General features: G+C 67.9%; 24 protein-coding genes and 1 pseudogene. 4 read left to right on the top strand and 21 right to left on the bottom strand.

From position 1 onward, the window contains the following. Positions 1-10: 10 nt before the first annotated feature. The 7 genes from W7U_RS07415 to W7U_RS07385 all read right to left on the bottom strand — a co-directional run bounded on the left by W7U_RS07415 (position 11) and on the right by W7U_RS07385 (position 7,325). Positions 11-1,078, bottom strand: coding sequence for an acyl-CoA dehydrogenase family protein (locus W7U_RS07415; protein WP_008256472.1), 1,068 nt, complete (start codon positions 1,076-1,078; stop codon positions 11-13). Beyond that, positions 1,075-1,560, bottom strand: coding sequence for a cyanase (cynS, locus tag W7U_RS07410; RefSeq protein WP_014711577.1), 486 nt, complete (start codon positions 1,558-1,560; stop codon positions 1,075-1,077). Before cynS ends, W7U_RS07415 begins: the two co-directional genes overlap by 4 nt. A gap of 24 nt (positions 1,561-1,584) precedes the next feature. After that, the gene (locus W7U_RS07405) at positions 1,585-2,109 is read right to left on the bottom strand and encodes an OsmC family protein (RefSeq protein ID WP_008256466.1); all 525 of its coding nucleotides are present in this window, start codon (positions 2,107-2,109) and stop codon (positions 1,585-1,587) included. Between the two features lie 162 nt (positions 2,110-2,271). Continuing rightward, positions 2,272-3,588, bottom strand: a complete 1,317-nt coding sequence (gene efeB / locus W7U_RS07400) for an iron uptake transporter deferrochelatase/peroxidase subunit (protein ID WP_008256463.1) — start codon at positions 3,586-3,588, stop codon at positions 2,272-2,274. A gap of 2 nt (positions 3,589-3,590) precedes the next feature. Continuing rightward, entirely contained in the window at positions 3,591-4,769 is a 1,179-nt protein-coding gene (gene efeO / locus W7U_RS07395; protein ID WP_170320562.1) for an iron uptake system protein EfeO, read from the bottom strand. 68 nt (positions 4,770-4,837) lie between these two features. Beyond that, the gene (gene efeU, locus W7U_RS07390) at positions 4,838-6,406 is read right to left on the bottom strand and encodes an iron uptake transporter permease EfeU (RefSeq protein WP_008256458.1); all 1,569 of its coding nucleotides are present in this window, start codon (positions 6,404-6,406) and stop codon (positions 4,838-4,840) included. 85 nt (positions 6,407-6,491) lie between these two features. Next, positions 6,492-7,325, bottom strand: coding sequence for a DUF3097 family protein (locus W7U_RS07385; RefSeq protein ID WP_014711576.1), 834 nt, complete (start codon positions 7,323-7,325; stop codon positions 6,492-6,494). Positions 7,326-7,547: 222 nt separating this feature from the next. Between W7U_RS07385 and W7U_RS07380 the strand changes: the two genes are divergently transcribed. Next, the gene (locus W7U_RS07380; RefSeq protein ID WP_008256440.1) at positions 7,548-7,835 is read left to right on the top strand and encodes a DUF3349 domain-containing protein; all 288 of its coding nucleotides are present in this window, start codon (positions 7,548-7,550) and stop codon (positions 7,833-7,835) included. A gap of 21 nt (positions 7,836-7,856) precedes the next feature. Here W7U_RS07380 and W7U_RS07375 read toward each other — a convergent pair whose 3' ends face one another. From W7U_RS07375 to W7U_RS07350, 6 genes are all read right to left on the bottom strand, one after another. Continuing rightward, on the bottom strand, positions 7,857-8,822 hold the full coding sequence (locus tag W7U_RS07375; protein WP_014711575.1) for a patatin-like phospholipase family protein: 966 nt from the start codon (positions 8,820-8,822) through the stop codon (positions 7,857-7,859). A 66-nt stretch (positions 8,823-8,888) separates the two neighbouring features. After that, a complete protein-coding gene (ugpC, locus tag W7U_RS07370; protein WP_008256437.1) occupies positions 8,889-9,959 on the bottom strand; it encodes a sn-glycerol-3-phosphate ABC transporter ATP-binding protein UgpC in 1,071 nt (356 codons plus the stop codon). A 2-nt stretch (positions 9,960-9,961) separates the two neighbouring features. Continuing rightward, the gene (locus W7U_RS07365; RefSeq protein ID WP_008256434.1) at positions 9,962-10,804 is read right to left on the bottom strand and encodes a carbohydrate ABC transporter permease; all 843 of its coding nucleotides are present in this window, start codon (positions 10,802-10,804) and stop codon (positions 9,962-9,964) included. Further along, positions 10,791-11,759, bottom strand: a complete 969-nt coding sequence (locus W7U_RS07360) for a sugar ABC transporter permease (protein ID WP_008256432.1) — start codon at positions 11,757-11,759, stop codon at positions 10,791-10,793. Before W7U_RS07360 ends, W7U_RS07365 begins: the two co-directional genes overlap by 14 nt. Next, the gene (locus W7U_RS07355) at positions 11,756-13,081 is read right to left on the bottom strand and encodes an extracellular solute-binding protein (RefSeq protein WP_008256430.1); all 1,326 of its coding nucleotides are present in this window, start codon (positions 13,079-13,081) and stop codon (positions 11,756-11,758) included. Before W7U_RS07355 ends, W7U_RS07360 begins: the two co-directional genes overlap by 4 nt. A gap of 12 nt (positions 13,082-13,093) precedes the next feature. Continuing rightward, positions 13,094-14,065, bottom strand: a complete 972-nt coding sequence (locus W7U_RS07350) for a sigma-70 family RNA polymerase sigma factor (RefSeq protein ID WP_008256428.1) — start codon at positions 14,063-14,065, stop codon at positions 13,094-13,096. Between the two features lie 165 nt (positions 14,066-14,230). Here W7U_RS07350 and W7U_RS07345 point away from each other — a divergent pair, with 165 nt between their 5' ends. Further along, positions 14,231-14,581: a DoxX family protein gene (locus W7U_RS07345; protein WP_008256426.1), complete on the top strand. Its 351-nt coding sequence runs from the start codon at positions 14,231-14,233 to the stop codon at positions 14,579-14,581. 11 nt (positions 14,582-14,592) lie between these two features. Here W7U_RS07345 and W7U_RS07340 read toward each other — a convergent pair whose 3' ends face one another. Both W7U_RS07340 and pncA read right to left on the bottom strand, forming a co-directional pair. After that, entirely contained in the window at positions 14,593-15,393 is an 801-nt protein-coding gene (locus tag W7U_RS07340) for a ketosteroid isomerase family protein (RefSeq protein ID WP_036428851.1), read from the bottom strand. Beyond that, positions 15,393-15,953, bottom strand: a complete 561-nt coding sequence (pncA, locus tag W7U_RS07335) for a pyrazinamidase PncA (RefSeq protein WP_008256422.1) — start codon at positions 15,951-15,953, stop codon at positions 15,393-15,395. Before pncA ends, W7U_RS07340 begins: the two co-directional genes overlap by 1 nt. Before the next feature lie 95 nt (positions 15,954-16,048). Here pncA and W7U_RS07330 point away from each other — a divergent pair, with 95 nt between their 5' ends. Then, entirely contained in the window at positions 16,049-17,116 is a 1,068-nt protein-coding gene (locus tag W7U_RS07330) for a DoxX family protein (RefSeq protein ID WP_008256421.1), read from the top strand. A gap of 19 nt (positions 17,117-17,135) precedes the next feature. Here W7U_RS07330 and W7U_RS07325 read toward each other — a convergent pair whose 3' ends face one another. The 5 genes from W7U_RS07325 to W7U_RS07305 form a co-directional block, all read right to left on the bottom strand. Continuing rightward, a complete protein-coding gene (locus W7U_RS07325) occupies positions 17,136-17,714 on the bottom strand; it encodes an AAA family ATPase (RefSeq protein WP_008256420.1) in 579 nt (192 codons plus the stop codon). A gap of 24 nt (positions 17,715-17,738) precedes the next feature. Beyond that, positions 17,739-18,128, bottom strand: a complete 390-nt coding sequence (locus W7U_RS07320) for a hypothetical protein (RefSeq protein WP_008256419.1) — start codon at positions 18,126-18,128, stop codon at positions 17,739-17,741. Positions 18,129-18,198: 70 nt separating this feature from the next. Next, a complete protein-coding gene (locus tag W7U_RS07315) occupies positions 18,199-18,693 on the bottom strand; it encodes a gluconokinase (protein ID WP_008256418.1) in 495 nt (164 codons plus the stop codon). Beyond that, positions 18,690-20,693: a phosphotransferase gene (locus W7U_RS07310; protein WP_008256417.1), complete on the bottom strand. Its 2,004-nt coding sequence runs from the start codon at positions 20,691-20,693 to the stop codon at positions 18,690-18,692. Before W7U_RS07310 ends, W7U_RS07315 begins: the two co-directional genes overlap by 4 nt. 18 nt (positions 20,694-20,711) lie before the next feature. Continuing rightward, on the bottom strand, positions 20,712-22,229 hold the full coding sequence (locus W7U_RS07305; protein ID WP_008256416.1) for a carboxylesterase/lipase family protein: 1,518 nt from the start codon (positions 22,227-22,229) through the stop codon (positions 20,712-20,714). A gap of 79 nt (positions 22,230-22,308) precedes the next feature. Between W7U_RS07305 and W7U_RS07300 the strand changes: the two are divergent. Continuing rightward, positions 22,309-22,979, top strand: a pseudogene (locus W7U_RS07300) (hypothetical protein). Positions 22,980-23,084: 105 nt separating this feature from the next. Here the strand turns inward: W7U_RS07300 and W7U_RS07295 are convergent. Further along, complete coding sequence (locus W7U_RS07295) at positions 23,085-24,167, bottom strand: cytochrome P450 (protein WP_008256411.1); 1,083 nt, start codon at positions 24,165-24,167, stop codon at positions 23,085-23,087. Positions 24,168-24,231: the final 64 nt, after the last annotated feature.

The raw sequence follows: 24,231 nt of genomic DNA, 5'->3' as shown, positions 1-24,231 counted from the left end.
CGGTCCATGCTCAGGCGCATCGGGCCAACTCCCAGCGCAGCTGGCCCTCGGACGGCGACTGGACGGGGATGAACGCGGCCTCCCGGTAGCGGCGACTCACCGAGGTCCGGCTCACATATCCCTTCCCACCGGCGGTTCGCATCTCCAAATCAGTGCTGGCGCTGGATAATTCGGCCGCGGTGAGCCTCAGCGACAGCAGCTTCTTCTTGGCCGGCGACCGGGGGCCGCCCACCGCGGCGGCCAAGTGGGCCAACGTCGCCTCGGCGTCGGTGAGCCTCTCGGAGACGCGGTCGACGTCGGTGCCGAACACCGCGTTGACACCGCCGAGCCCCAGCCTGGCCTGCTCAATTGCCGCCCTGGCCAGTCCCAGACACATCGCCGACTGCAGCACAAGGAAAGTCGGGCGGACCGCGTGCAAAAAGCCTTCGAAGTCGCGCGACAGCACCTGGCCGTCGGGCACGTGAGCGGCGTCCAGGTTCAGATACGACGAGGCCGTGCTCCCCATGGCCAACAGCTCGAAGTGCTCACCCAGGAGCACCCCGGGTGTGTCCAACGTCAACGCGACGATCAATCTCTCGCCGGCATCGGTGCGCACCGCCGTCACCATGGTCGAGTCGGGATAGAGGTTGCTGGCCCACCTGATCGGGCCGGACACCCGGTAGCCACCGGCCACCGGTGTGGCGGTCAACTCCACGCTGCCACAGCCCGCGGCCTCTTTGAACGCCGCGGCCATGCCGGTGACTCCCAGCACGGTTCCCGAAAGCAGCCGGTCGGCTGCGGCCGCGCCGAACGGTGTTGCGGCCGTGAGCAAATACTCGACCGCCATGCGATGGGCCCACAGCGAAAAGCCTGTGCTCATGCACGTCCCCGAGATCAACCGGATCACCTCGGCCATCGCCGGGAGCCGGCCGTCGGCGTTGGCCGGGGCGCCGATGCCGAGCAGACCGGCCTCCCCCAGCGCGGTGAAGCTGCGGCGGGACCGGTGCTCGCCGCCGTCCAATGCCGCGGCGTGGGCCCGAATGTCTTCCAACAGGCCGACATCCAGCCGGCCGGCCGCGGGATCCAGGGTCGCCGTCATTTCGCCACCTCCTGCGCCGGCTCGGCGGAGTGTTGCCACGCGTAATCGAGGAACTTGCCGTCGAATGTGACGACGACTCTGTCGCCCTGGGGGTGCGGACGGCGCTGCACGCTGAGCTGAAAGTTGATCGCGCTCATGATGCCGTCCCCGAATTCTTCATGGATGAGTTCTTTGATCGCCGGACCGTAGACCGCCAGCGCCTCGTGGAACCGGTAGATCGTCGGATCTTTCGCTATGGTCGCATCGGATCCCCGGTGCGGCATCATTTGCAGAACGGCCACCGCCTCCTCGTCGAGGCCGAGGAGCGACGCCACCGCCCGGGCGTCGCCGGCCGAGAGCGGATGCTGCCCGAGCAGCGCGGCGACGGTCCATGCCGGGTCCTTGCCGATGGTTTCGGCGATTTTCGCCCAGCTCAGTCCGTGCTTGACGCGGGCGAGCCTGATCGTCTCGGCAAGGTCGGATTTGGTCAATGTCTTTGCCATGGTTATGGTTTGAGGTCGCGATGCTTATCCGGTGCGCAGCGTCGATTCGAGGCTCACCGGGTTGCGAAACGTGTTCACGACCGGCGACCACGCGATGGCGTTGTCGTGGATCTCCTTGAGCGTGGCTTCGTCGGCGTCGCCGGCGAGGCTCACCGTGCAACGGACCTCGCTGAACCCGAGGCGCTTTCGTTCGGGGGTGTCCCCCACGCCCCACACCGCGGAGATGTCGATGTCGCCTTCCATCTCGACCTCGATTTTGGTGAGGGTCACGCCACGATGTGTGGCGTTGGCCAACAGTCCCACGGACACGCATGAGCCCAGCGCGGCCAGGGCGGTTTCGGAGGGGTTGGGTGCCGAGTCGTCGCCGAGCAGCGCGGGCGGCTCCCCCACCAGCATCGGCGCCAGGTCGCGGACGTAGGTCATGTTGCGAAATCCGGTCTCACACACCGTCTTGGCCTTGAGCGTTTTCTTGCCGCTCTCGGGGTTGGCCTTGGCGTTACACGACAGCCGGTCGAGGCCTTCGGCGTCGATGACGAGCGCGTCGGTCATGGGTGTTCTCCGTTTCTCGCTGATTGTGCGGTTTCACGGAGTTAGTGTTTGGCGGGCGCCGATGCGTGACGGCGGGTGGGATTGATTTACCCGCGCGCCACGAAACGTCACATGGGTGAAACGCGGCGGCGCTCAGCGCCGCCACGGCGCGGCGAAGTTTGCTCAGCGGAACAGGCTTTGCCCGATGTAGTGGCCTTCAGCGGGCGCGGGAGGAACCGCGAAGATAGCTGATCCGATGTGGCGGATGTATTCGTTGAGTAGGTCGTGGGCGCCCAGGCGGTTCTGCAGGCGGATAAAATCTTGCGGATCGTTTTGGTAGGAGATGAACAGCAGACCGGCATTGAGTTGGCCGTTGGCGTCCAGACCGTCCGTGTAGTTGTAGGACCGCCGGCGGATCATGATGCCGTCGTTGTTTTCGCGGGCGGCCAGGCCGACGTGGGACATCGGATCGATGAGCGGGTTGCCGTCGGTGCCCTTGGCGGTGAAGTCGGGTGTATCGAATTCGGCCTTGCCGCTCAGCGGTGCGCCTTCGTCCTTGGTTCGGCCGAAGATCCTCTGCTGGTTGCCGATCCGGTCGACGTCCCATGTTTCGAGCAGCATCCGGATCTTGCGGACGACCTGGTAGGTCCCGCCGTTCATCCAGGGCTGGTCGCTGTTATCGACCCAGACGAATTTGTGGTATTCGGCGTCGGTGGCGACATTGCGGGTTCCGTCTTTGAATCCCAACAGGTTTCGCGGCGTGTGCTGGCCCGGACCTGCTGAGGCGCGGCCGAATCCCAGCACCGCCCAGAACGGGGAGACGATGTTGCGTCCGAGCCGGGCCAAGTTGCGCACGGCGTGGTAGCAGACCTGGGGGTCGTCGGCGCACGCCTGCACGGACAGGTCGCCGCCGTGTAGGCGGGGATCGAGGTTATCCCCGTTGAGCGGTGGCAGGTCGGTGAATCCGGTGGGGCGTCGCGCGGCCAGTCCGAATCGGTCACCGAACAGTGCCGGGCCCAGGCCGATGGTGACGGTCAGGCTGGCCGGGCTCAGCCCGTAAGCCTCCCCCGTGTCGGCGGGTGGCTGCACATCGACCTGCGGCTGCACGGTACCGACCGGCTTCCCGTGCTGCAGGATCGCGGCCGCGGCCGACCATCGCGCCAACAGGGTTTGCAGCTCGGCGCGGCCGGCGCCGGCGGCCAGGGAGAACGACATGAACATGGCGTAACGCTGTGGTGGGGTGTCGATTCCGCCCTGGTGCGTCTGCCCGTAGAACGGGTAACTGCGACGCAGGTCGACGGTGTCGTCGTCGCCGCCGCGCTGTCCGGCCGTCATCGCGTGCCCGGCGAGGCCTCCCCCGACGGCGCCGAGGGCCGCGCCGCCGAGCCCGGCCAGCATGGCGCCACCGAGCGCGCGCCGGCGCGACACCGCTGCCGAGTCCGGCCGTGCCCCAATGCCGTCCGGGCCGTCGTCGGCCAAACCGGTGGTGTCGTCGGTCACGATCAGCCGCCCGCGACGACTTTTTGGGCGACGGTGGACAGGCTCTGATGGAGCGGCTGGATGACCGCGGTCAGCTTGGGCGCATCGCTGGCCTTCAGCGCGGGGGTGTAGGTCCGGTAGCCGCCCAGGGCGGTGGGGTCGCGGTACCCGTCGAGCGTGGCGAGCACGTTGCGAAACTGCTGATCGATCTGCTTGACGAGATTGGCGTCGATTCTGTCCAGGCCCGGGCGCAACGACGCGTACGCCTGCTGGGCGCCTTCGACGTTGCCCGAAAAGTCCATCAGGTCAATGTGACTGAACGCCTCTTCCTCGCCGGTGATCTTGGTGTTCTGGATCTCTTCGATCAGGTCGCTGGCGCCGTTGGCCAAGTCCTCGGGTTTATACGTCAGGGTGGTGACGATGCCGTTCAATTTGCCGACGTTGCCGACCAATTCGGTGCTGAACGCCTTCGTTGCGGGGGTGATCGCCCCGCCCTGCCACAGGTCACGCTCGATGGCGTGGAAACCCTTCCACCCGACCTTGGCGTCGACCGGGGTGGACTCCCGCATGTCGATCAGATAGTCGAGGCTGCCGGCATTGTCACCGACCGCATAGCCTGGCAGCACGAAGCCCTCGACGGTGGACTCCGAACGCTCCCAGAACAACCGGGCTTTGGCGTAGGACGTCTTCGCGGCGTCGAGATTGCCCGACTGCACCGCGGCGTCGAGGACCTTCACGCCGTCGTTGAGTTGGGCGATCTGATTGACGACGTAGGCCGCGTAGTCCTTGGTGCCCTGGCTGAGGATGCTGGCCACGGTGCCCGTCGGCGTCGCCGGCGCGGTACCTGTCACCGTCAGGGTCTGGTATTCGGTGCTCGCCCCCGGGCAATAGAGCTGGTAGGCGCCGCCGTCCAGCGTGACGGTGAACGACACCGGGTCCAGGCCCGGCGCAAGGTTCTCCTTCTCGCCGATAATCCGCTGGTCCCTGAGCAACTCGACTTCGCTGATCCCGGGGGCGTTCGTGTTGGCCACCGTGAAGGTCACCGGGCCGGCGGGCACGGTGGCGGTGTCCAGCGCGCAGCCGTCCTTGCCGGCGTCGTTGGTCATGGTGACCTTGACGGCGCTGGTGCCACCCGGCCTCGGTTGCGTCGCGGGGCCCGAGTTAGTGCCCGGGTGGCTGCAGCCGGTCGTAGCCGACAGCATGCCGGCTACCAAAGCCGTTGCCGCCAAACGCATCTCAAAGGTGTGGTGCCTCGCGGTACGCTTCACCATCAATCGTTCCCTCTCGTGTGGCCGGCGTGCCGGCGCCGCATCGAGGCTATAGCGCCGAGACCGCAGAGCAGGGCGAAACCGCCGAGCGCCAACGGAAGCCAGACATTCCAGAGCTGCCGGTCCGCGCGATTGCGTCCGCTCGTGGCGATCTCGGCCGCGGTCGAGTGGTCTTCGGCGCAGGACGTGGACCAGTCGGTCGCCAGGCCGCCCAGACTGACGGTCTTGGCGCCGGTCAGCCCGCCGCCGGTCAAGATCGCCGTGCGGTTGCTTGTCGCTTGCGCACTTACCACGACATCACCCCGGGCGAGCACCGTGTACACCGTGGTCGTCGACCATTGACCCTGAAACGGCCCTGGAGTGCGGCCGACCCCGAGACCAACGGGCAGCCGACCCCCCGTCATGCTCAGCAACTGATCCAGCGTGACCTCTGGCGCACCATCGGCACCGGCGGCCTCGGAAGCCTGCCATACCTGTACCGGCAAGCCGTCCACGGTTTGGTGGTCCGCCGGGACGAGCACGATGCTGTGGACGGTCGCGGCGCCCGCGGGGGCCACGGTCAGCTCGCGTCCGTGCGGCCCGGTCCCCATCGACACCGCGGAGGTGTGGCCCGAACGGTCGGTGACGGTGCGCGGCCGCGCGTTCGGCGACGAGCCACCGGCGGGCGCCATGATCGCCAGCCCTGCCGCCGCGACGAGCAGCAGTGTCGAGGCGGTCGCCAGCAGCCGGCTCCGGGCTCGCGGGGCGGCGGCGACGCCGGCGGGCCACAGGAACACGATGAGCACCGGCACGGTATACAGCAGCCAGCCCAGCACCTCGATCAGGCGCGGGTCGGCGGGGATGCCGGATACGCCGGCGGTCACCGCGCCCAGGACGGAATTGCTCGGTATCCACCCGGACAGGTCGAGCACCTGCTGCTGGCCGATGCTCACCCAGCCCGCCTCGTGTGCGGTGCGCAGGGCGCCCACCACCAGCCCGGCGGCGATCAGCACCAAGAACACCCCGGTCACTCGGAAGAATCGGCCGAGGTTGAGTCGCACGCCACCGAAGTACAGGCCCACGCCGAGCCCGATCGCCGCCGCGATACCCGCGGCGCCGCCGAGCAGGGCGAACCACCGGTTCCCGTGCGACGTCTCGGCGGCGGCCAGCAGGAACACCGACGTCTCGAAGCCCTCCTTGAGAACGGCGAGAAACGCCATCGCGGCCAGCGCCAGCGCGCCGCCACGATGGACCGCCCGCCCGGCGTCGCGCTCGAGTTCGCCCTTGAGCTGCGCGGCGTTGCCGTTCATCCAAATGATCATCGACGTCACGAACACCACGGCGATGGCGTTGATGACGGTTTCCATCATCTCTTGCTGGACCTGCGGCAGGCTCGCGGCGAACAGGTCGAGGCCGACACCCACCGCGACGCTGAGCACCACGGCCGAGGCCACACCGGCGAACATCGGCCGGATCGTCTGGCCGTTGCGCTTGAGGAAGGCGGCGACGATGCTCACGATGAGCGAAGCCTCGAGGCCTTCGCGGAGGCCGATGAGGAACGTGCCTACAAATACGCCGAATACGCCCTGCATGCGCCCTGTTTCTGTCCCGCCGATCTGCGGCTTAGCGTAGCCGACCCGAAAGGCTCCTGGCGGCCTGGCCATTCGGGCGCCGAGGTCAGCGGGCCGGCTGCGTCACGAAGTCGATGAGTTCCTCGACCCGGCTGATCAGCGCCGGCTCCAGATCGTTCCAGTCGCGTACCCGCGAACGGATATGCCGCCACGCCCGGGCGATGTCGGCCTGATCGGCGTGCGGCAGGCGCAGCGCCTGGCACGCGCCGTGTTTCCAGTCCACCTGCCGCGGCACGTCCGGCCAGGCGGCCAGCCCCAGCCGCTGCGGCTTCACGGCCTGCCAGATGTCGACGTAGGGGTGACCGACGACGAGGGTGTCGGCGCCGCCCGGGCCCCGCCGCACCGCGTCGGCGATGCGGGCTTCCTTGGAGCCGGTGACGAGGTGGTCGACGAGCACTCCGAGACGCCGCCCCGGCCCGGGAGCGAATTCGGCGACGATGTCCACCAAATCGTCGACGCCGCCGAGTTGCTCGACGACGACGCCTTCGATCTTCAAGTCCTCGCCCCACACCTGGGCGATGAGTTCGGCGTCGTGACGGCCCTCGACATAGATTCGGCTGGCGCGGGCGACCCGTGCCCGGGCACCGGGCACCGCGACCGAGCCCGACGCCGTCCTGGTCGCGGCGGCGGGCGCCGCCCGTCGAGGCGCGGTGAGGATGACGGGGCGGCCTTCGAGCAAATACCCAGGGCCCAAAGGAAAGCCGCGCACATGGCCTCGTCGGTCTTCCAGGTCCACCCGACCGTATTCGACGCGCACCACCGCGCCGACGTAGCCGGTTTCGACGTCCTCGACAACCAGGCCCAGGTCGGCCGGGTGTTCGGTCGAGCGCGGCTTGCGTCGCCCCGCGGCCAACACATCGCTCCCATAACGATCCACCACGCGGCAATCCTAGAAAGCCTTGCGCCCAAACAGTGTTACGGCGCGCCAGGGTGTGGCGATAGTCGGCAAGATCACTCTGGGGGCACCAGCGCGGGCACGCCGCAAAAACATGCGTTTAACTGTGTGGCGTTACCTGGCTGATCGCGTCGGCGATGGTACGTTGCTAGCTAAGGCAAGCACTGCCGCTCATGCGCAACTTGCGGCGGTTAGCGAGGTGGACGTATGGACTTGTCGCATTGGGTGACAAGCATTGTCGCGTTTGTGCGGGCCGGCTACCCCACCGGCATGCCGGCCCCCGGTCACGTGCCGTTGGTGGCGTTGACGCGCCGACGACTCTGCGGCCACGACATCAGCGCCATCGCAAGCGATCTCATCGCGCGTCGCGTCTGGCCGATCAGCCCGATCGACATCGGGGTGGAGATCACCCGGATCACCAACCAGCTGCCGACACCCGAGGACGTCGAGCGTGTCCAGCGTCGCGTTCATGTGATGCGATGCTCGCGCGGGTAGCCGCGTCCGAATTCAGCGCCCTCATGTTGTTTTAGGCACCGGGCCGCCGCACGCGGCGAGATAGTCGGCGTAGTTCCAGGTCTGCAGAAACTGTTGGCCCGCTTGCAATCCTCGTCGGTAAAGGGCCTCACGCTGCTGCACGGTGATGTCGAAGTCGATCGGGCTGACTTCGTCGGCGGCCACGAAGACGGTGCGCCGGACGGTGCAGGGATCGTCGATGTAGGCGTTGTCCTGGTTACTCACCAGCGTCTCTATCGCGGCGAACCCCAACGACACCGGGCCGTGGACGGGATGCGTGGGCGGGATGCCGGGACGTGCCGACAGCCGGATTCCGAATGTGGGCCACCGTGGTTGGCCATCCGGCCGGTCGAACAACTGCACCGGAAAGTCCGACAGCAATCCGCCGTCCACCCATGTGGCGCCGGCGACCCGAACCGGTTCGAACACGTACGGGATGGCCGACGACGCGTGGACCGCGCGCGCGACCGAAAAGTCATCGGGGTCGATGCCATACGTGCTGAGGTCCCAGGGGATTCGCACCAGCCGGCGCCGTGACAGGTCGCTGGCCGTCACCACCAGGGACCACGCGAACTGTTCGGGCTGTTCGCCGGTGCGCAGGTCGCCGAACGTCCGCACGCCCAGATCACCGAGCAGCCCGGCGAGCAGCTGCTCGAGATAGGCCCCCCGATACACACCGTCCGACGTCAGCAGGGACAGGGCGCCGCCGATCAGCGGAACCCGCCCGATCAGGTTGCGGTCGAGGAACTTCCGGTAATCGATGGAGCGCATGATGTCGGCCAACCGGCTGATCGGCTCACCGGCGACCTGCAGGGCGGCCACCAGCGAGGCGACGATCGCGCCCGCGCTGCTTCCCGCGACCCGGGGAAACCGGTACCCGGCCTGGTCGAGCGCGTCCACCGCTCCCACCAGTCCGATCCCCCGGACACCGCCGCCTTCGCACACCAGGTCGGCACGCACGTCACTCACTGCCACCAGCCTAGCCGGACCGGGCGGGGCTGTCCCGGCGCGGCACGCCGAAAACCGCGAGCACGATCAACACAGTCGGCGACCATCCACGCCGAAGAAATGCACGTGTCCCGGCTCCGGGTGCAGGCGCACCCTGCTGCCCCTTGCCGGTGGATTGCGTCCGTCGGCGCGCGCCACGATCGGCGCATCGATGACCTTGCCGGAGCCGGTGATTCGCCCGTACAGGTAGGCGTCCGCACCCAGTTCTTCCACCACGTCGACCTCCATTTCGACACCGAGGCCGCCCACCTCGAAGTGTTCGGGACGGACCCCGACGACGACCTCCCCCGCGGCACCGGCGATCTCCCGCGGCACCGCGACGGGCCAATCACCAAGCGACACGGCGGAATCCACAAGCGGCAGGGTGAACAAATTCATTGCCGGCGACCCGATGAAACCCGCCACAAAGACGTTGGCCGGGTTTCGGTAGAGCTCCCGGGGCGGGGCGAACTGCTGTAGCACGCCGTCGCGCAGCACGGCGACGCGGTCACCCATGGTCATCGCCTCGACCTGATCGTGGGTGACGTAGACGGTGGTCGTACCCAGCCGCCGTTGCAATGCGGCGATCTGGTTGCGGGTCTGCACCCGCAGTTTCGCATCGAGATTGGACAGCGGTTCGTCCATCAGGAACACCTGCGGCCGGCGCACGATCGCGCGCCCCATCGCCACTCGCTGACGCTGGCCGCCGGACAGGTCCTTCGGTTTGCGATCGAGATACGGTTGCAGGTCAAGCAATTTCGCCGCGTCCAATACCCGTTCACGGATCTGCGCCTTCGGGGTTTTGGCGATCTTCATGGCAAAGCCCATGTTCTCGGCCACCGTCATGTGCGGGTAGAGCGCATAGTTCTGAAAGACCATCGCGACGTCGCGGTTCTTGGGATCGACACGGGTGACGTCTCGGTCACCGATCCGAATGCGTCCGGAGTCCACGGTTTCCAGCCCGGCCACCATCCGCAGCGAGGTGGTCTTGCCGCATCCGGATGGCCCCACCAGAACGACGAACTCGCCGTCGCCGACAACGAGATCCAGGTTGTCCAGCGCCGGGCGATCCGCTCCGGGATAGCGCCGCGTCGCCTGCTCGAAGCTCACCGAGGCCACGATCAGCCACCCATCCCCGTGACCGCGATGCCGCGGACAAACGAGCGTTGCGCGAACGCGTAGATGACGACCAACGGCAGCATGATGAGTATCGAGGTTGCCATCAGGACCGGCCACCGGGCAACGTATTCACCCTTCATCCGGACCAGCCCCAGCGTCAGCGTGGCCAGGCTGTTGCGCTGAATCATCAACAACGGCCAGAGAAAATCGTTCCAGACGTTGACCCAGGTGAGCACCGCGAGCACCATGACCGCCGGCCGGGCGTGGGGCAGCAGGATGCGCCAATAGACCTGCCATGGCGAACAACCGTCGAGTATCGCCGCCTCCTCCAGATCGGTCGGTAGGGTCCGGAAGAATTGCCGCATCAGGTACGTGCCGAACGCGCTACCGAAGAAGCCCGGCACGATCATTGCCCACGGAGTGTCGACCCATCCCAGGGTCCGCATGACGAGGAACTGCGGGATCACCGTCACCGTCAACGGCACCATCAACGTACCCAAATACATTACGAACAGCGCGTCGCGGCCGCGGAAATCCAGTCGCGCGAACGCATATCCGGCCAGCGAGCAAAAGAACACGTGCCCCGCGGTGACGCACCCCGCGTACAGCACGGTGTTGAAGAACATCCGCCCGAACGGCAGCAGCGCGAACACTTCGGTGTAGTTGGACCACCGCGGGTGCGCCGGCAGCAGGGTGGGCTCGCTGACCTCGCCTTCGGTTTTCAGCGAGCCCGACACCGCCCACGCGATCGGGAACAGCGCGCACCAGGCGATGCCGAGCAGCGCGGCATAGACCATGCCGCCGCGCAAGGCGGTGCGCCTGACGACCCCCTCACTTAAGCCCACGCGAAGTCTCCAAAGAACGTCGATGGCTCACTTTCAACTGCACGACGGTCAGCACCAGCAGGACGGCGAACATCACCCACGCCAGCGCGGACGCGTATCCGAACTCGAGGAACGAAAACGCGTGCTGGAACAGCATGATGCCCAGGACGTAGGTCGCCGATTCCGGTCCGCCGTTGGCGCCGGTGAGGACGTAGACCATGTCGAACGCCTGAAAGGCATGGATGACCGAGATGATGACCACAAACGAGATCGATCCTCGGATCAACGGCACCGTGATCGAGACGAATTGCCTTATCTCGCTTGCCCCGTCGATTTTGGCCGCCTCGTACACCGTCTCCGGGACGCCCTGCATCGCGGCCAACAAGACGACGGCGGCAAACGGTACGCTGCGCCACACGCTGACGATGCACAGCGAGACCATGGCCCAGTGGGGCTCGACCAACCATGGGACGGGGCCGAGCCCCACCCAGCCGAGCATGATGTTCAGCAAGCCGTTGTCGGTGTTGAAAACGAACTGCCACACGACCGCCATGACCACCGACGAGATGGCCAATGGGAGGAAGACAATGGTGCGGAAAATGCCGATGCCCCTGGCTTTCTGGTTCAGCACACCGGCGACAACCAAACTGATGACGACCGTGGGCACCACGGTCCCCAGGGTGAAGATCACCGTGTTGCGGATCGCGATCAGGAACAGCGGATCCGCGGTGAACAGCTCCCCGAAGTTCTTCAGCCCCACGAATTTCGGCGGTGTGAACACGTCCCACCGCTGAAAGCTCATGTACAGCGAGAAGCCCAGCGGAAAGAGCATGAACAGGGCGACGGCCACCAAATTGGGAGCGACGAACAGCCGGCCCGCCCACGCGTGGCGGCGCCATGGGCTCGGGTTTTCCGGGACCGTTGCGCCCGCCTTCGGCGCAGGGGTGGCCGCGCCACCCGAATGAATCGCGGTCATGGGCTGCGTAGCACTTCGTCGACGGAGCGGGACAGGCCGGCCAAGGACGTGGCCGGTTGGCGTCCGCGCAGGACGGGGCCAAAGTTGCGGTCGATCAACGCATTCACCTTCTCCCAGGCCGGGGTGATCGGCAGACCCTGCGAATACGCCGGGCCCTCGGTGAGCACGCTGAGATTGCCGATCCGCCGATGGGCGTTGGCGAATCCTTCCGAATTGAGCGCCGACCGCAGCACGGGAACGAACAGGCAGGATTCACCGATCAGCGCCTGGCCGACCGGACCCGTCGCGAATTTCACGAACTCCCAGGCCTGCTCCTTGCGTGGACTGGTCGACGAGATGCCCAGCCCGGTGGCGCCGATGTCCGAACACGCCGCACGCCCGTTGGCGAGCGCCGGGCCGACCGGCAACGGCGCGACATCGAAATCGAGGTCCTCGGCGCGAAGGTAGGTCTGGTAGCGCCAGTGCCCGCCCAGCGCGATCGCCGCCCGTCCCACCGCGAACAGGTTGGGGGTGGACATCGACTGCGTCTCCGATGCATTGGGCGCGACCCGGTGTTCGTTGGCCAGGTCGGCGTAGAACTGCACCGCCTCCTGGAAGGCGGCATCATCGAAATTGAGGTGGGTCGGATTCAGCCGCGGGTTGGACCAGGGGACGCCGTTGTTCATCGCGAACAGTCCCGCCGAGTAGGTCGACACCCAGGTGTTGACGAAGCCATACTGCGCCGCCCGCCCGGAGGCGTCGCGCTTGGTCAGCGCGCGGGCGGTGTCCAGGAATCCGCTGAAATCCCAGGGCCGTTGCCACGTGGTGGGCGGGGCGGGCACCCCAGCGTCGGCGAACAGCCGCTTGTTGTAGAACAGGTAGTTTCCCGACCATTGTTCGGGAAAGGCGAACTGGCTTCCGTTGAACGCAAACGTCTCATACAGCGCCGGGATGCTGTCCGCCTTGAGCTGCTGGGCGAACGCTTTGTCCCGCGCCAACAGAGGATTCAGATCCAGCAGCACACCGCGGTCGGCGAGTTCCGCGTAGGACAGTTCCCACGTCATCAGCACGTCGGGGCATTTGCCGCCGACACAGAACGTCGAAAGCTGTTGCATGACGCCCGGCCCGGACAGCACCGCACGCACCTTGATGTCGGGGTGGCGGCGCGCGAACTCGTCGATGATGCGCATCCTCGCCTCTCGCTCGTCCGGATTGGCCGCGAAGAAGAAGGTCAGCGCGTCGTCGTCGGGAGCGCAGCCGGCGGACCACGGTGCCAGCGCGATGGCGGACAGCGCGCCGGCGCCCCGCAGCAGGCTGCGCCGTCCGAACGGCTTGTCGAGCATGGCTCTCCCGGTCTAGCCGCGTTCCCGGCCGTTGGCCGGTTGTGTCTGACGTCCTTGGTACCCGACGAGCTTGTGATGTTCCTGGATCGGCCGGGCCGGCAGCGTAAGCGCCGCCCGGCGGATGCGCTCGGCATCGCCGGTGATGTCGATCGTGTGGATGCGGTCGTCGGCTCCGATGCCGATCACCAGCAGGACCTGAGCGCGCCCACGGGCGGCGATCACGATGCCCGGTGCCCCGTCGATGAGCATGACAGCACCGGCGCGCGCCCGCCGGGCGAAGCGGCGGGTCTCCTCGGCGACCTGCCTGGCGCCGCGCACCGTGGTGGGCACGTCCGCGGGGACCAGGGAGCGGTCAACCGTGCGCACGACGTCGGGTGCGAGCAGCTCGAGCAGGCTGGCGATGTCGCCACCGCGGGAGGCCGCCAGGAACGCCTCCACCACCTCGAGGTGGCCGGCCGTGCTGCGGGGCTGGGCGGCCGGGGCGGCCTGCAGCCGGCCGCGGGCCCGGCTGGCGAGTTTCTTCGCCGCGTCCGGCGACCGATGCAACAACGCGGCGATCGTCTCGAACGGCATGGCGAACACGTCGTGCAGCACGAAAGCGACGCGCTGTGCCGGTGAGAGGCGGTCGAGCACGACGAGCAGGGCGCTGCTCACCGACTCCGCCAGCAGCGCGTCCTCGTCGGCAGGCGCCGACGCCGCCCCGGCCAGCCGGTCCAGCTCGTCGGGTTCGGCGAGGGGTTGCTCGGCGCGGCGCTTGCGCGCCCGCAGCTGGTCCAGCGCCTCGCGCGCGGTGATCGTCGTGAACCAACCGGAGAGGTTGTCGACGGCCCGAAAGTCCGCGCGGCTGGCCTTCAGCCACGCCGACTGCACCGCGTCGTCCGCGTCGGCCACCGAACCCAGCAGCTGGAACGCGACCGATCGCAGGTGCCGCCGATCCGCGTCGAAACGCTCCGCGAGAGCCACCAAATCCGTTGTTGCGCTCATGGGTCACCTTTTCTGCACGGGAATCGTCAAGGAGATGACCGCATCCACTGGACTTCCTGTTGCGAAGGAGACCAACACCATGACCCTACCGATTGTGCGCCGCGGCGCGCTCAGTAACCAGACAATTCGCCGCGGAACTCGCTGCGCGACAAGGGATTGATCCACATGAACACCGCACTTGTCGTGATCACCCTGTCGACCGCGGCCGTCACCGCCGCGATCGCCATCGCCGATTTCGTTCCGGCTCGATTCGTGCTGGCGAACTCCGCCCAAGTCGGGGTACCGCGTTCGTGGTTACCGGCGCTGGGCGCCGTGAAGCTGGCCGGAGCCGCCGGGATCGTGGTCGGGCTGCTGGGCGCCCGCGAACTGGGCATCGCCGCCGCCGCAGGCCTGGTCCTGTTTTTCGTCGGCGCGGTGTTGACGCATGTGAAGGCGCGCGTCCTGTACAACATCGCGTTCCCCGGGGCCTACTTGTGCCTGTCCGCAACGTCGCTGGCGCTGATGGTCGCCCACTGAACATCGTCGGATCAGCCGGGAAAGTACCGGATCCGCTCGATCGCGTTGCCGCGCCGGGTCACATCGGCGAACATGATGGCGCGCCCGTGGCCCGAGTTGATGGAGACCGCGACCGTCGGGCCGGCGCTCTTGGTCTTGGTCGCGCCGGCCCCGTCCAGTTGTTCCACCAATTCGGCCAGCTCAAGCGGATCGCGATCACCCAAAGTTATTGGGGCCGTTGATGACAGCGCGCGTGCCGCGGCGAATGCGTCTCCTCGCGCGGCGGCGGCGAGGAATGTCCGCACCAGCCGTTGGTGGCGTGCCCCCGCCCGACGGAATCCGGCCATGAATCCCGCGGTCCCCCGCCATCCCTGATTGGTCAGCAGGCCTTTGGACAGGTGCAGCGCCGGGCTCGCCGCGCCCGGTCCGGTGCGCAGAAACTGCGCCATCATGGCGGGCAGTTCCCAGTACGCCCGTAGTTCGCCGATCAGCCACTCGCCGTTGGCTTCTCGGAGGTCGTAGCGCAGGAATGCGGGGATGTACATGGTCACGGCGGGGCCCATGGCGACCTCGAGCTCGAGATCGCGCAACACCGTCGTGCCGACGACGATGTCGAGATCGCGGTGGAATTTGATGTCACGCGGGCCGATGAACGTGTCGTAGAAACGGCCGATCTGTTCATGCCCCACGTGGGGCCGCGAGCCCACCGGATCCTCGACGCGGCCGTCGCCGGTGAACAGCCCCACCCATCCGGCCCGATCGTGCGCGGCGGCCGCCTGCGGTGAGCGCTCCACCGCCGCGAGTAGACGTTCCCGGTCCAGCGGCACCACCATTACGATCCCCCCACCAATTCGACGCCGACGGATTCCAATTCCGCCAGCGCCTGGGCGGCCGCATCCGCTGTTGTGGCCGCGGTCAGGTCGACGAGCACCCGGGTCCTCAGACCCGCCCGCGCCGCGTCCTCGGCGGTCCGCCGGACGCAATGGTCGGTGGCGATGCCGGCCACGTCGACGTCGTCAATGCCGCGCTGCCGCAACCACTCCAGGAGGGGGGTCCCGTTCTCGTCGGCACCTTCGAACCCGCTGTACCCCGCGGAGTACGCGCCTTTGCGAAAGACGGCATCGAAGCGCGCCGTGTCCAAGTCGGGCCGAAATTCGGCGCCCGCGCTTCCGGCGACGCAGTGCGGCGGCCAGGTCGAGGAATAGTCCGGCCGGTCGGAGAAATGCCCGCCCGGGTCGATGTGGAAGTCCTGGGTGGCCACCACGTGGCGATAGCCCGGCGCGCTAGACAGGTAGGCGTTGATGGCGGGCGCCACGGCGGCGCCGCCGGCCACCGGCACGGCGCCGCCCTCGCAGAAATCGTTTTGCACGTCGACGACGATCAACGCTCGCACGGGCTCCACACTATCCCGCTGGGCCGGAGCGCCGCCCTAGCTGCGCAAATCGGCGTCACGGTTTGCTCGACAGGCAGTCGGGTAATACACCGGCCATGGTGATCAGGAGAATCGCGCGACCCCTGTTGTCAGTCGCATTCATCGGGCAAGGAGTCAATTCACTACTCAACCCCAAATCGGCGGCCCAGGCGGCGGCGCCGGCAGTGGACGGCTTGCAGGCGTTGCCGGATTCGGTGAGCGCCAACATTCCGAGCGACCCCGAGACGGTCGCCCAAATCACCGCGGCCGTCCAGATCGGTGGTGGCCTGCTGCTCGCCAGCGGGAAGCTTCCGCGCATCGCTTCGGCCGCGCTGGCGGTGACGGTGTTACCGGCCAACATTGGGGCGCACTCGTTCTGGAACGAAAGCGATCCGGCGGTCAAAGCCCAGAAACGGCAGCAGTTTCTGACCGACCTGAGCCTGTTGGGCGGACTGTTGATCGCCTCCGCCGACACCGCGGGCAAGCCGTCGCTGGGGTGGCGTGGACGCCGCGCGGCCGAACGGCTCTCCGAGCGGGTGTCGTCGGCGTGGCCCGGATCCGACGATTCGGCCTTCGACGGCGAATTGTCGGAGCTGGGCGACCGGATCGCGCACGGCCTGCACGTCGGCGCCGAACGCGGCCGCGAACTGGCCAGCACCGCGGCGGAACGGGGTGCGCCCTACGCCGAAGCCGCGCTGGAACGCGGCCGCGAACTGGCCAGCACGGCGGCGCAGCGCGGTGCGCCGTATGCCGAGACCGCGCTGGAGCGCGGCCGCGAGTTGGCCAGCACCGCGGCCGAGCGCAGCAAGCCGCTGGCGAAGAAGGCCCGCAAGCGTGGGGAGGAATGGGCCGACGAGGCCGCCGACCGCGCGGCCTATCTGGCCGAGAAGGCGCGTAAGCGCGGCGAAGAGCTCGCCGATGAGGCCGCCGATCGGGCCGCACCGCTGGCAAAGAAGGCGCGCAAACGCAGCGAGAAGCTCGCCAAGAAGGCGCGCAAGCGCAGTGAGAAGCTGGCCGACACGGCGCGGGCGCGCTCCGAGGAACTCGCCGAGACCGCGCGCAAGCGCGGCGGCCACTTGGCCGACACCGCGCGCAAGCGCGGCGGCGGTCAGGTCGAGACCGGTCGGCGCAAGCTGTCCTGGTGATTACGTCGGACTGGTGCAGCTAGTCCGGCCAGTGTGACCGCAAGATCTCCGGAGCCCACGCCGGCCAGTCCGGTGAACCGATCGTCATGCCGCCGCTGAGGCGGGCGACAATGCGCGGCCCGCGCAGCCGGCTGTTGTCGTAGACGGTGGCGACGTCGGAAAGCGCGATGGCGTCGGTGACCGGTGTCCACAAGCGACGATGGCGCTCGCGAACCTTGGTTTCCGGTACGTCGTGGCCGCCGGCCCGCACGCGGTGCCGGACACGTTCGACGGCAAGGTCTTCCGGGATGAGCATCGCGTGCAGGACGGCGGTGAAGCCCGCTCGGTGGGCGGTGCGGATGAGGTCCAGCTTCGACGGGTGGGAAAGCACGGTCTCCGCGATAAACGACCGCCCCAGGTCGATCAACTTCGCGCGCGTGTCGGCGGCGATTTGCGCGGCCTCGTAGGCGCGCCCCGCCGACTCCCCCGGCCAGCGCTGCCTTGCGATTTCGTCGGCGTTGACGACCGGGCTGCCGGGCAACAGCGGCGCCAGGGTGAACGCGATGAAGGTCGACTTGCCGGCACCGTTCGGCCCGACCACCAGGTCAAGTCGCTGCATCGGACCGCGCCGGCGAACGCCGGGTCAGCGCCCGCGCGCCAGCATTACGGCGGCGCCATCGGGCAGGTGCTCGACGATGTCGCCGTCCTCGTTGAGGGCGACCGTGGTGACCCCATGCCCGGCCAGCGTCGCCCCGTAGTTGGCGTGCACCAGGCTTTCTTCAATAGCCGCGGAGATCTCGGCGTTGAACACCACGCCTTCCTCGACGGTGAGTTCGCCGGTCGCCAGCTGGCCGGCCATCGCGGCCTCGACCCGCCGACGCGAGGCGGTGTGCTGGCTGGACACCGCGCGCCCGACACGCGCCCAGTGGTCGAGTTGCTGCTTGGCCGAACGGCTCTGGCGGGCGCCTTCGGAGGCCGCGCTGTCCATCAGGTCGGACGCCACCCGGGTCACACGATCGGGAGCGTCGGCCATGACTTCCTCCTGGGGCGCAGCATGTCGTTACGTTCTGTAGCAGAATGATACACCGGCGCGTTTGGCCCTGCTAGCCGCGCTGCCGCAGCACGGCGTCGACGATCGCCTCGACGTCTTGGCCGGCGTCGACGGTCATGCCCGCCTCGTCCGGGCCGAGGGCCTCAAGGGTGTCCAGTTGCGAGCGCAGCAGCGCGGCCGGCATGAAGTGGTCGGTCCGGGCCGCCAGCCGGCCGGCGATCAGTTCCGCCGAACCGGACAGATGCAGGAACTCGACGCCCGGGCAGTGCGCGCGCAGCCGGTCGCGGTACTCCTTTTTCAGCGCCGAACAGCTCACCACCCCGCCGTCGCGGTGGGCGGTCAGCCATTCGCCGACCTTGTCCAGCCAGGGATAGCGGTCGTCGTCGTCGAGCGGTTCGCCGACCGCCATTTTGGCGATGTTGGCGGCCGGGTGCAGCGTGTCGGCGTCAACGAACGGGACCCGCGTGCGTCGCGCGAGCGCCGCCCCGACCGTCGACTTGCCCGATCCGGATACGCCCATCACCACGACGGGAGCCGATCGGCTCACCCGGATTGTTCGCCGAGGTTGCGGTTCCATTCCAGCCAGCCGACGCCGCTGCGCCCGTCGGCGGTGGTGATCGTGGCCCAGACGCGGGGGAACTGGCTGACCCGCCCGTCGGCGGCGACAAGCCGGACCGGCGCCTGGCCGCGGACGTCCACGTTGGCGGTGATCTCCCCCGGGTTGAGCGTCAGCGTCGCCTCCAGCGGTAACCCGTTGTCGTCGAAGGACTCTCGTGAGTCGACGGTCTGCAGTTCGGCGACCCGGCCGTCGGCGCGCTGGGTGTAGCCGATGCTGAATGCCGGTGCACCCGGGATGCGGATGTTGACGCCGTGCAGATGGGTGCCGTCGTTCAGGTGCAGTGCGCTCCAGATCCAATCCATGCTCCACCAATCGCGAACACCCCAGGAGTGATCGCGCTGGCCGGGCACCGCGTCGAGGCGGTAGCTGGTGTCGCCGACGGTGACGGTGCCCGAGACGGTGCAGGGAATCTCATATCGCGTCGTGAGCCCGTACTGGTATGGGGTGCCGTCGGTGTCCCACACCAGGTTCATGGACATCGCGACGGGCGTGCCGGATTCCCCACGCAACAGCGCAGCCGGGTCGGGGTAAGCCTGAGCCCTCGCCCGCACATCGACGCGGTAGCTCTGCAACGGCGTACCGGCGGAATGTCCGAGCTCGAACTCGTCGGTGCGCACCGTCCACGGGTCCGCCGGCAGCGGGACCTGCGCGTCGACCGCGACGGTGGGCATGCCGGCGCCGCACAGCAGCACGTGCACCCATGCGGTTTGCTCGTTGGCCACCAGGCCGAGGCGGAACCAGCCGCCCAATCCCTGTGCGGTGTCGGCGAAGTCGGCGTACCAGCTCTCGCTCCACAGCGGTTCGGGGGTGGGCTCATGGGCGAGCTCATCCTCGGGCACCGGTTGCAATGGCTCGGGCGCCACCGTGGCGGGCAGCGTCGCCAGCGCGTCCGTGTCCAGGACGTGATCGCAGTGCCGGCGCAGCATCGTCATGAACATCTGGTCACCACGGTCGGTGCGCTCCACCAGCATCGAGGAGACGATCGCCATCATCACGCCGAAAAAGCTCTGCCGGCGCACGCCGTCGGCGACGTCGGCCAGGGTCAGCGGCGCCCCGGTTCCCAGCGCCTCGTGGTATGCCCGCAGCAGCGCGTCGTAGTGCTCGCGGCGGTCCTCGGTGGGCAGCGCGCACCCGAGGAAATAGGACAGGTCGGTCAGTGCCGGGCCCCACGACACCGTCTGCCAGTCGACCACCGTCAGCGCGCGGTCGGCGCCCGAGGTACCGAACAGCATGTTGTCCAACCGGTAGTCGCCGTGCACCAGGCCCTGTATCCCGGACGCCTGGGCCTCCTGGTCGAGGTAGGCGTCGAACGCGGCAACCAGGCGCTCGCACACCACGCGGTGCTCCGGTGCGATCTGGTCGCCGTAACGGTCGACGAATCCGGCGTACAGCGGGGTGATCATCGCCTGGTTCAGCGGCGCCTCGCGGTTGAGCCACGGCGCTTCGGCCAGCGAGACGTCACCGAGCAGCGGGCCGTGCAGCCGTCCGAGTTCGACGGCGCCGAGGCGGGCCTGTTCGATTGTGGCGCCGGCGATTTCATCGCCGACCACGGCCGGGCCCGCGTCGCCCAGCAGCAGGTCGAACACGCCCGTCGAGGTGTCGACCGCCGCGTGATAGCAGGGCGCGATCGGCCCGCCCAGTCGAGGCGCGATGTCGCCGTAGAAGCGGACCTCCCGCTCGTAGAGTCCCAGCGCCAGCCCGGTCTGCCGGCTCACCGGGTCGGTGGCCGCGACCTTGAGCACCACCGACTCGGGCCCGCCGTCGGCCTGCGCGTAGTTGAGCCGGATGCGGTAGCACTCACTCATCTGGCCGGTGCCGATGCGCTCGACCGAGAAATCGGCGATGGTTCCGGTGCCGATCACCGCGGCCAACCAGGAGGCGGTGAGGTCACTCGGGGTTTCGATGACTTGCTCGGTCTCGGCGTGCATGAGGGTTAGCGTGCCAGGTCAGTGCGCGAGTGAGAAGCCGTCCCAGGCCATCCGGCGGTGCGGGTGGGGATCGAACTCGACCCGCGATTTGCGGTCGAAGACCATCACGGCGCGGTCGGTGGCGTTGTAGCGGGGCCAATCCTCGCCCGGGACGCCGGTGCGGCTGAAGGCGCGCCACCGCCGTTGCACCTGGTTGCTGACCCGCAACGCCGCGCGCCGGTCGGCCGCCGCGGTCAGCAGGGCGCCGAATCTGGTGCGGTAGACGTCGAAGACGGCCAACAACTCGGTGGCATGGGTGGCGCCGAAACCCGACCAGCGCAACGTGCGCGGGGCGTAGTCATACCGGTAGAGGTAGGTCGGCGCGTGCGCGCTGTGGGCCTCGGCGATCTGCCAGGCCGCCGATCCGAACGCGAAGTCACCGCCGAGCTGGATGCACGCCGCCCGCTCGGGGTAGTCCGGGTACGCGGCGGTAATGCGTTCGCGGATAGCGGGTTCCGCCTCGGCCAGTAGCTCTTCGACCATCGACTCGTTGGTCGGCAACATCGCCAGGAACCGGGTGAACAGCCGGCCCTCTTCGGCGTTGGTGCCGACGATCAGCGGTACCGGGTGCGCGTCACCGCGCCGCATCGCCTCGACGGGATCCATCGGCAGCACGTCGTCCCCGACGACCGGACCAATCGGGAAGGCACCCAGCCTGTTCTGCATGCCCTCGTCGATCAATGCGTGCTGGGTTTTCACCAGTTGGGCGGCCGACGCCCGCATCAGCGCGTCGGCGGCGTCCTGCTTGCGCACGCCCAGCAGGCCGGCGAAGCGGTTCGCGAACTCGGCGGCAACCTCTTTGGACCGCGTGAGGCCCGATGCGGGACTCTCCGAAATGGCCCGGGCGAACAGGCCTTTGGCGGAGGGCACCGCCAGCAGGGAGGCGGTGATGCACGCGCCGGCGCTCTCGCCGAAGATCGTCACATTGTCCGGGTCACCGCCGAACCCGGCGATGTTGTCGCGCACCCACTGCAACGCCAGCACCAGATCGCGCAGATACAGGTTGCTGTCAATGGTGATGTCGGGTGTCGACAGCGACGAGAAGTCCACACATCCCAGCGCGCCCAGCCGGTAGTTCACCGACACGTACACGCATCCCCGGCGTGCCAGGGCCGCGCCATCGTAGAGCGGTGTCGCCGAGCTGCCAAGGAAGTACCCGCCGCCGTGGATGAAGACCATCACCGGCAGCGGCCCCTCCGCGGCACCCTCGGGCACCACGACGTTGAGGGTGAGGCAGTCCTCGCTCATCGGTTGATAGCGGCCGCCCAGACCCGACAGGCCGAGCAGGGTGTAACGGCGCTGCTGGGGTGCGCAATTGGCGAAGCCGTGGCAGTGCCGCACCCCCGACCACGACGCCGCCGGCTGCGGCGCCCGGAAGCGCAGGTCTCCCACCGGTGGACGGGCATACGGGATCGACCGCCACCGATGGACCCCGTCGCGGGTGAAACCCTCGACGGTGCCGGTGGCCGTGCGTGCGCGGACAGTCCGGTCATGCATAACCCGACGGTAACCGACATGACGGCGTTAACGCGCGCGCAGCGCGTTATTTGCCCGGCGCGGCGGTTAGCCTGACTGGATGCGGATAGCTGCGATGATCGCCGCGTCGGTACTGGTCGCCGGCTGCTCACACACCACGGGCAACCATTCCGAGCCGACACCGAGTACCACCCAGACCTCCGTTGGGCCGTCCGGAAGCAAGACGCCAGGAGCATCCGCCGCGCCGGCCGCCGGCGCCGCGGTCTCCGACGTCATCGCGTGGATAGAGGCGGCCCGGCCCGCCGATCCTGGCCGCTACCACACGGCTATACGCGACGGCGTGGCCACACCCCTGGGCAGCGACATCGCCCTGGCGGCGGTGGGCGGCAAAGTCTCCTGCATGACGGATGCCGCGCACACCGACGGCGCGCTGAATTGCCTGGTGAACCTGGCCACTCCGGCGCCGGCGCCCGCGACCGCGTATGGCGAATATGGCAGGGCGGTTGGGTCACCTTCGACGGGATGCGCCTGCAGGTGGGAGCCGCGCGGGCCGACCCCGGCCCCTTCGTCAACGGCAACGGACCGGAGCTGGCGAATGGGGACTCGCTGTCGTTCGGCGACTATCGGTGCCGCGCCGACCAGGCCGGCCTGTATTGCGTGAACTACGCGCATCAGTCGGCGGCGCGTTTTGCGCCCGCGGGCATTCAGCCGTTCGGCTGCCTGAAGTCGGTGCCGCCGCCCGACGGGGTCGGCGCGGCGTTCAGCTGCTGAGGATTTCATTGCCCAACGTCGAGTTGTTGCGTGAAATCGCGGCATTCGACACCAACAACTCCACGTTCGGCGGTGGTGGTGGTGTGCGGCGCGGCATGGTCGCCATCACCAGGTGACCGGAAGCTCTTTCATGCCGTAAATGTCGGCCTCTTTGAACCGCAACTCCTCCGGCGGAACGGCCAGCTTCAGCCCGGGCAGCCGTCGCGCGAGGGTGGCGAACGCGACCTGCATCTCCACGCGGGCCAGGTTGGCCCCGATGCACTGGTGCACGCCGTACCCGAAACCCAAGTGTCCGCGCGTGTTTCGATCGATGTCGAAACTCTCTGGGTCGCCGACGAATTCGGTGTCCCAGTTTCCGGCGGGCAGGTTCATCATCACGAACTCCCCTGCCCGGATCAACTGGCCACCGATCACCAGATCTTCGGTCGCCACGCGGTCGACCTGGCTGTGCACGATGCTCAGATAGCGCATCAGCTCTTCGACGACGTTCGCGATGAGGGCGGGATCGTCGGTCTGGCCGAGCCGCTCGAAGGCGCTCGGATGTTGCAGCAGCGCAACGGTTCCCAGTGAGATCATATTGGCGGTGGTCTCGTGACCCGCCTGCATCATGATCACACTGTTCATCGCCGCGGTCGCGTGGTCGAGTTGACCCGTCGCGACGTACTCGGTGATCATGCGGCTGATCAGATCGTCGCCGGGTTCGCGCTCCTTGCGTTGCACCAACTCCTGGATGTAGGCGTACATCGCCCCGAAGGCCTGTCCCTTTTCCGCCTCGGACGTCTTCTGGTCGAGCCCGGCGGTGGTGTTGCGCTGGAAAAGCTCGAGATCTTCGGGCGGCACACCCAGCAGCAGCGCGATCACCAATGATGGTACCGGCAAGGCGAATTCACGCACCAGATCGGCAGGCGGCCCCACCGCGATCATCTCGTCAAGAAAATGGTCGACCATCTCCTGGATCTGCGGCCGCATCGATTCGCAACGCCTGAAGGTGAAGTTGCCGGTCATCATCCGCCGGATCCGGTGATGCTCGGGATCGTCGGTGCGCGCGAACATCACCGGGACCTCGTTGTCGGCGTTGGTGGGCATGATGGAGTCCGGAATGGTCTTCGCGGACAGCCGCGGATCGACCAGCGCCGCCCTGATGTCGGAGTAGCGGCTCACCACCCAGACCGGATTGCCGTGGAACATCGCCTGTCGTAGCCCGGGCTCTTCCCGCCAGCTCGCGAACTCTACCGGCGTTGCGAGCGGACAG

Origin of the sequence: Mycobacterium sp. H4Y (genome assembly GCF_000364405.1) — a bacterium.
Classification (GTDB): domain Bacteria; phylum Actinomycetota; class Actinomycetes; order Mycobacteriales; family Mycobacteriaceae; genus Mycobacterium; species Mycobacterium intracellulare.
This window is presented reverse-complemented; position numbering and strand designations above follow the sequence as displayed.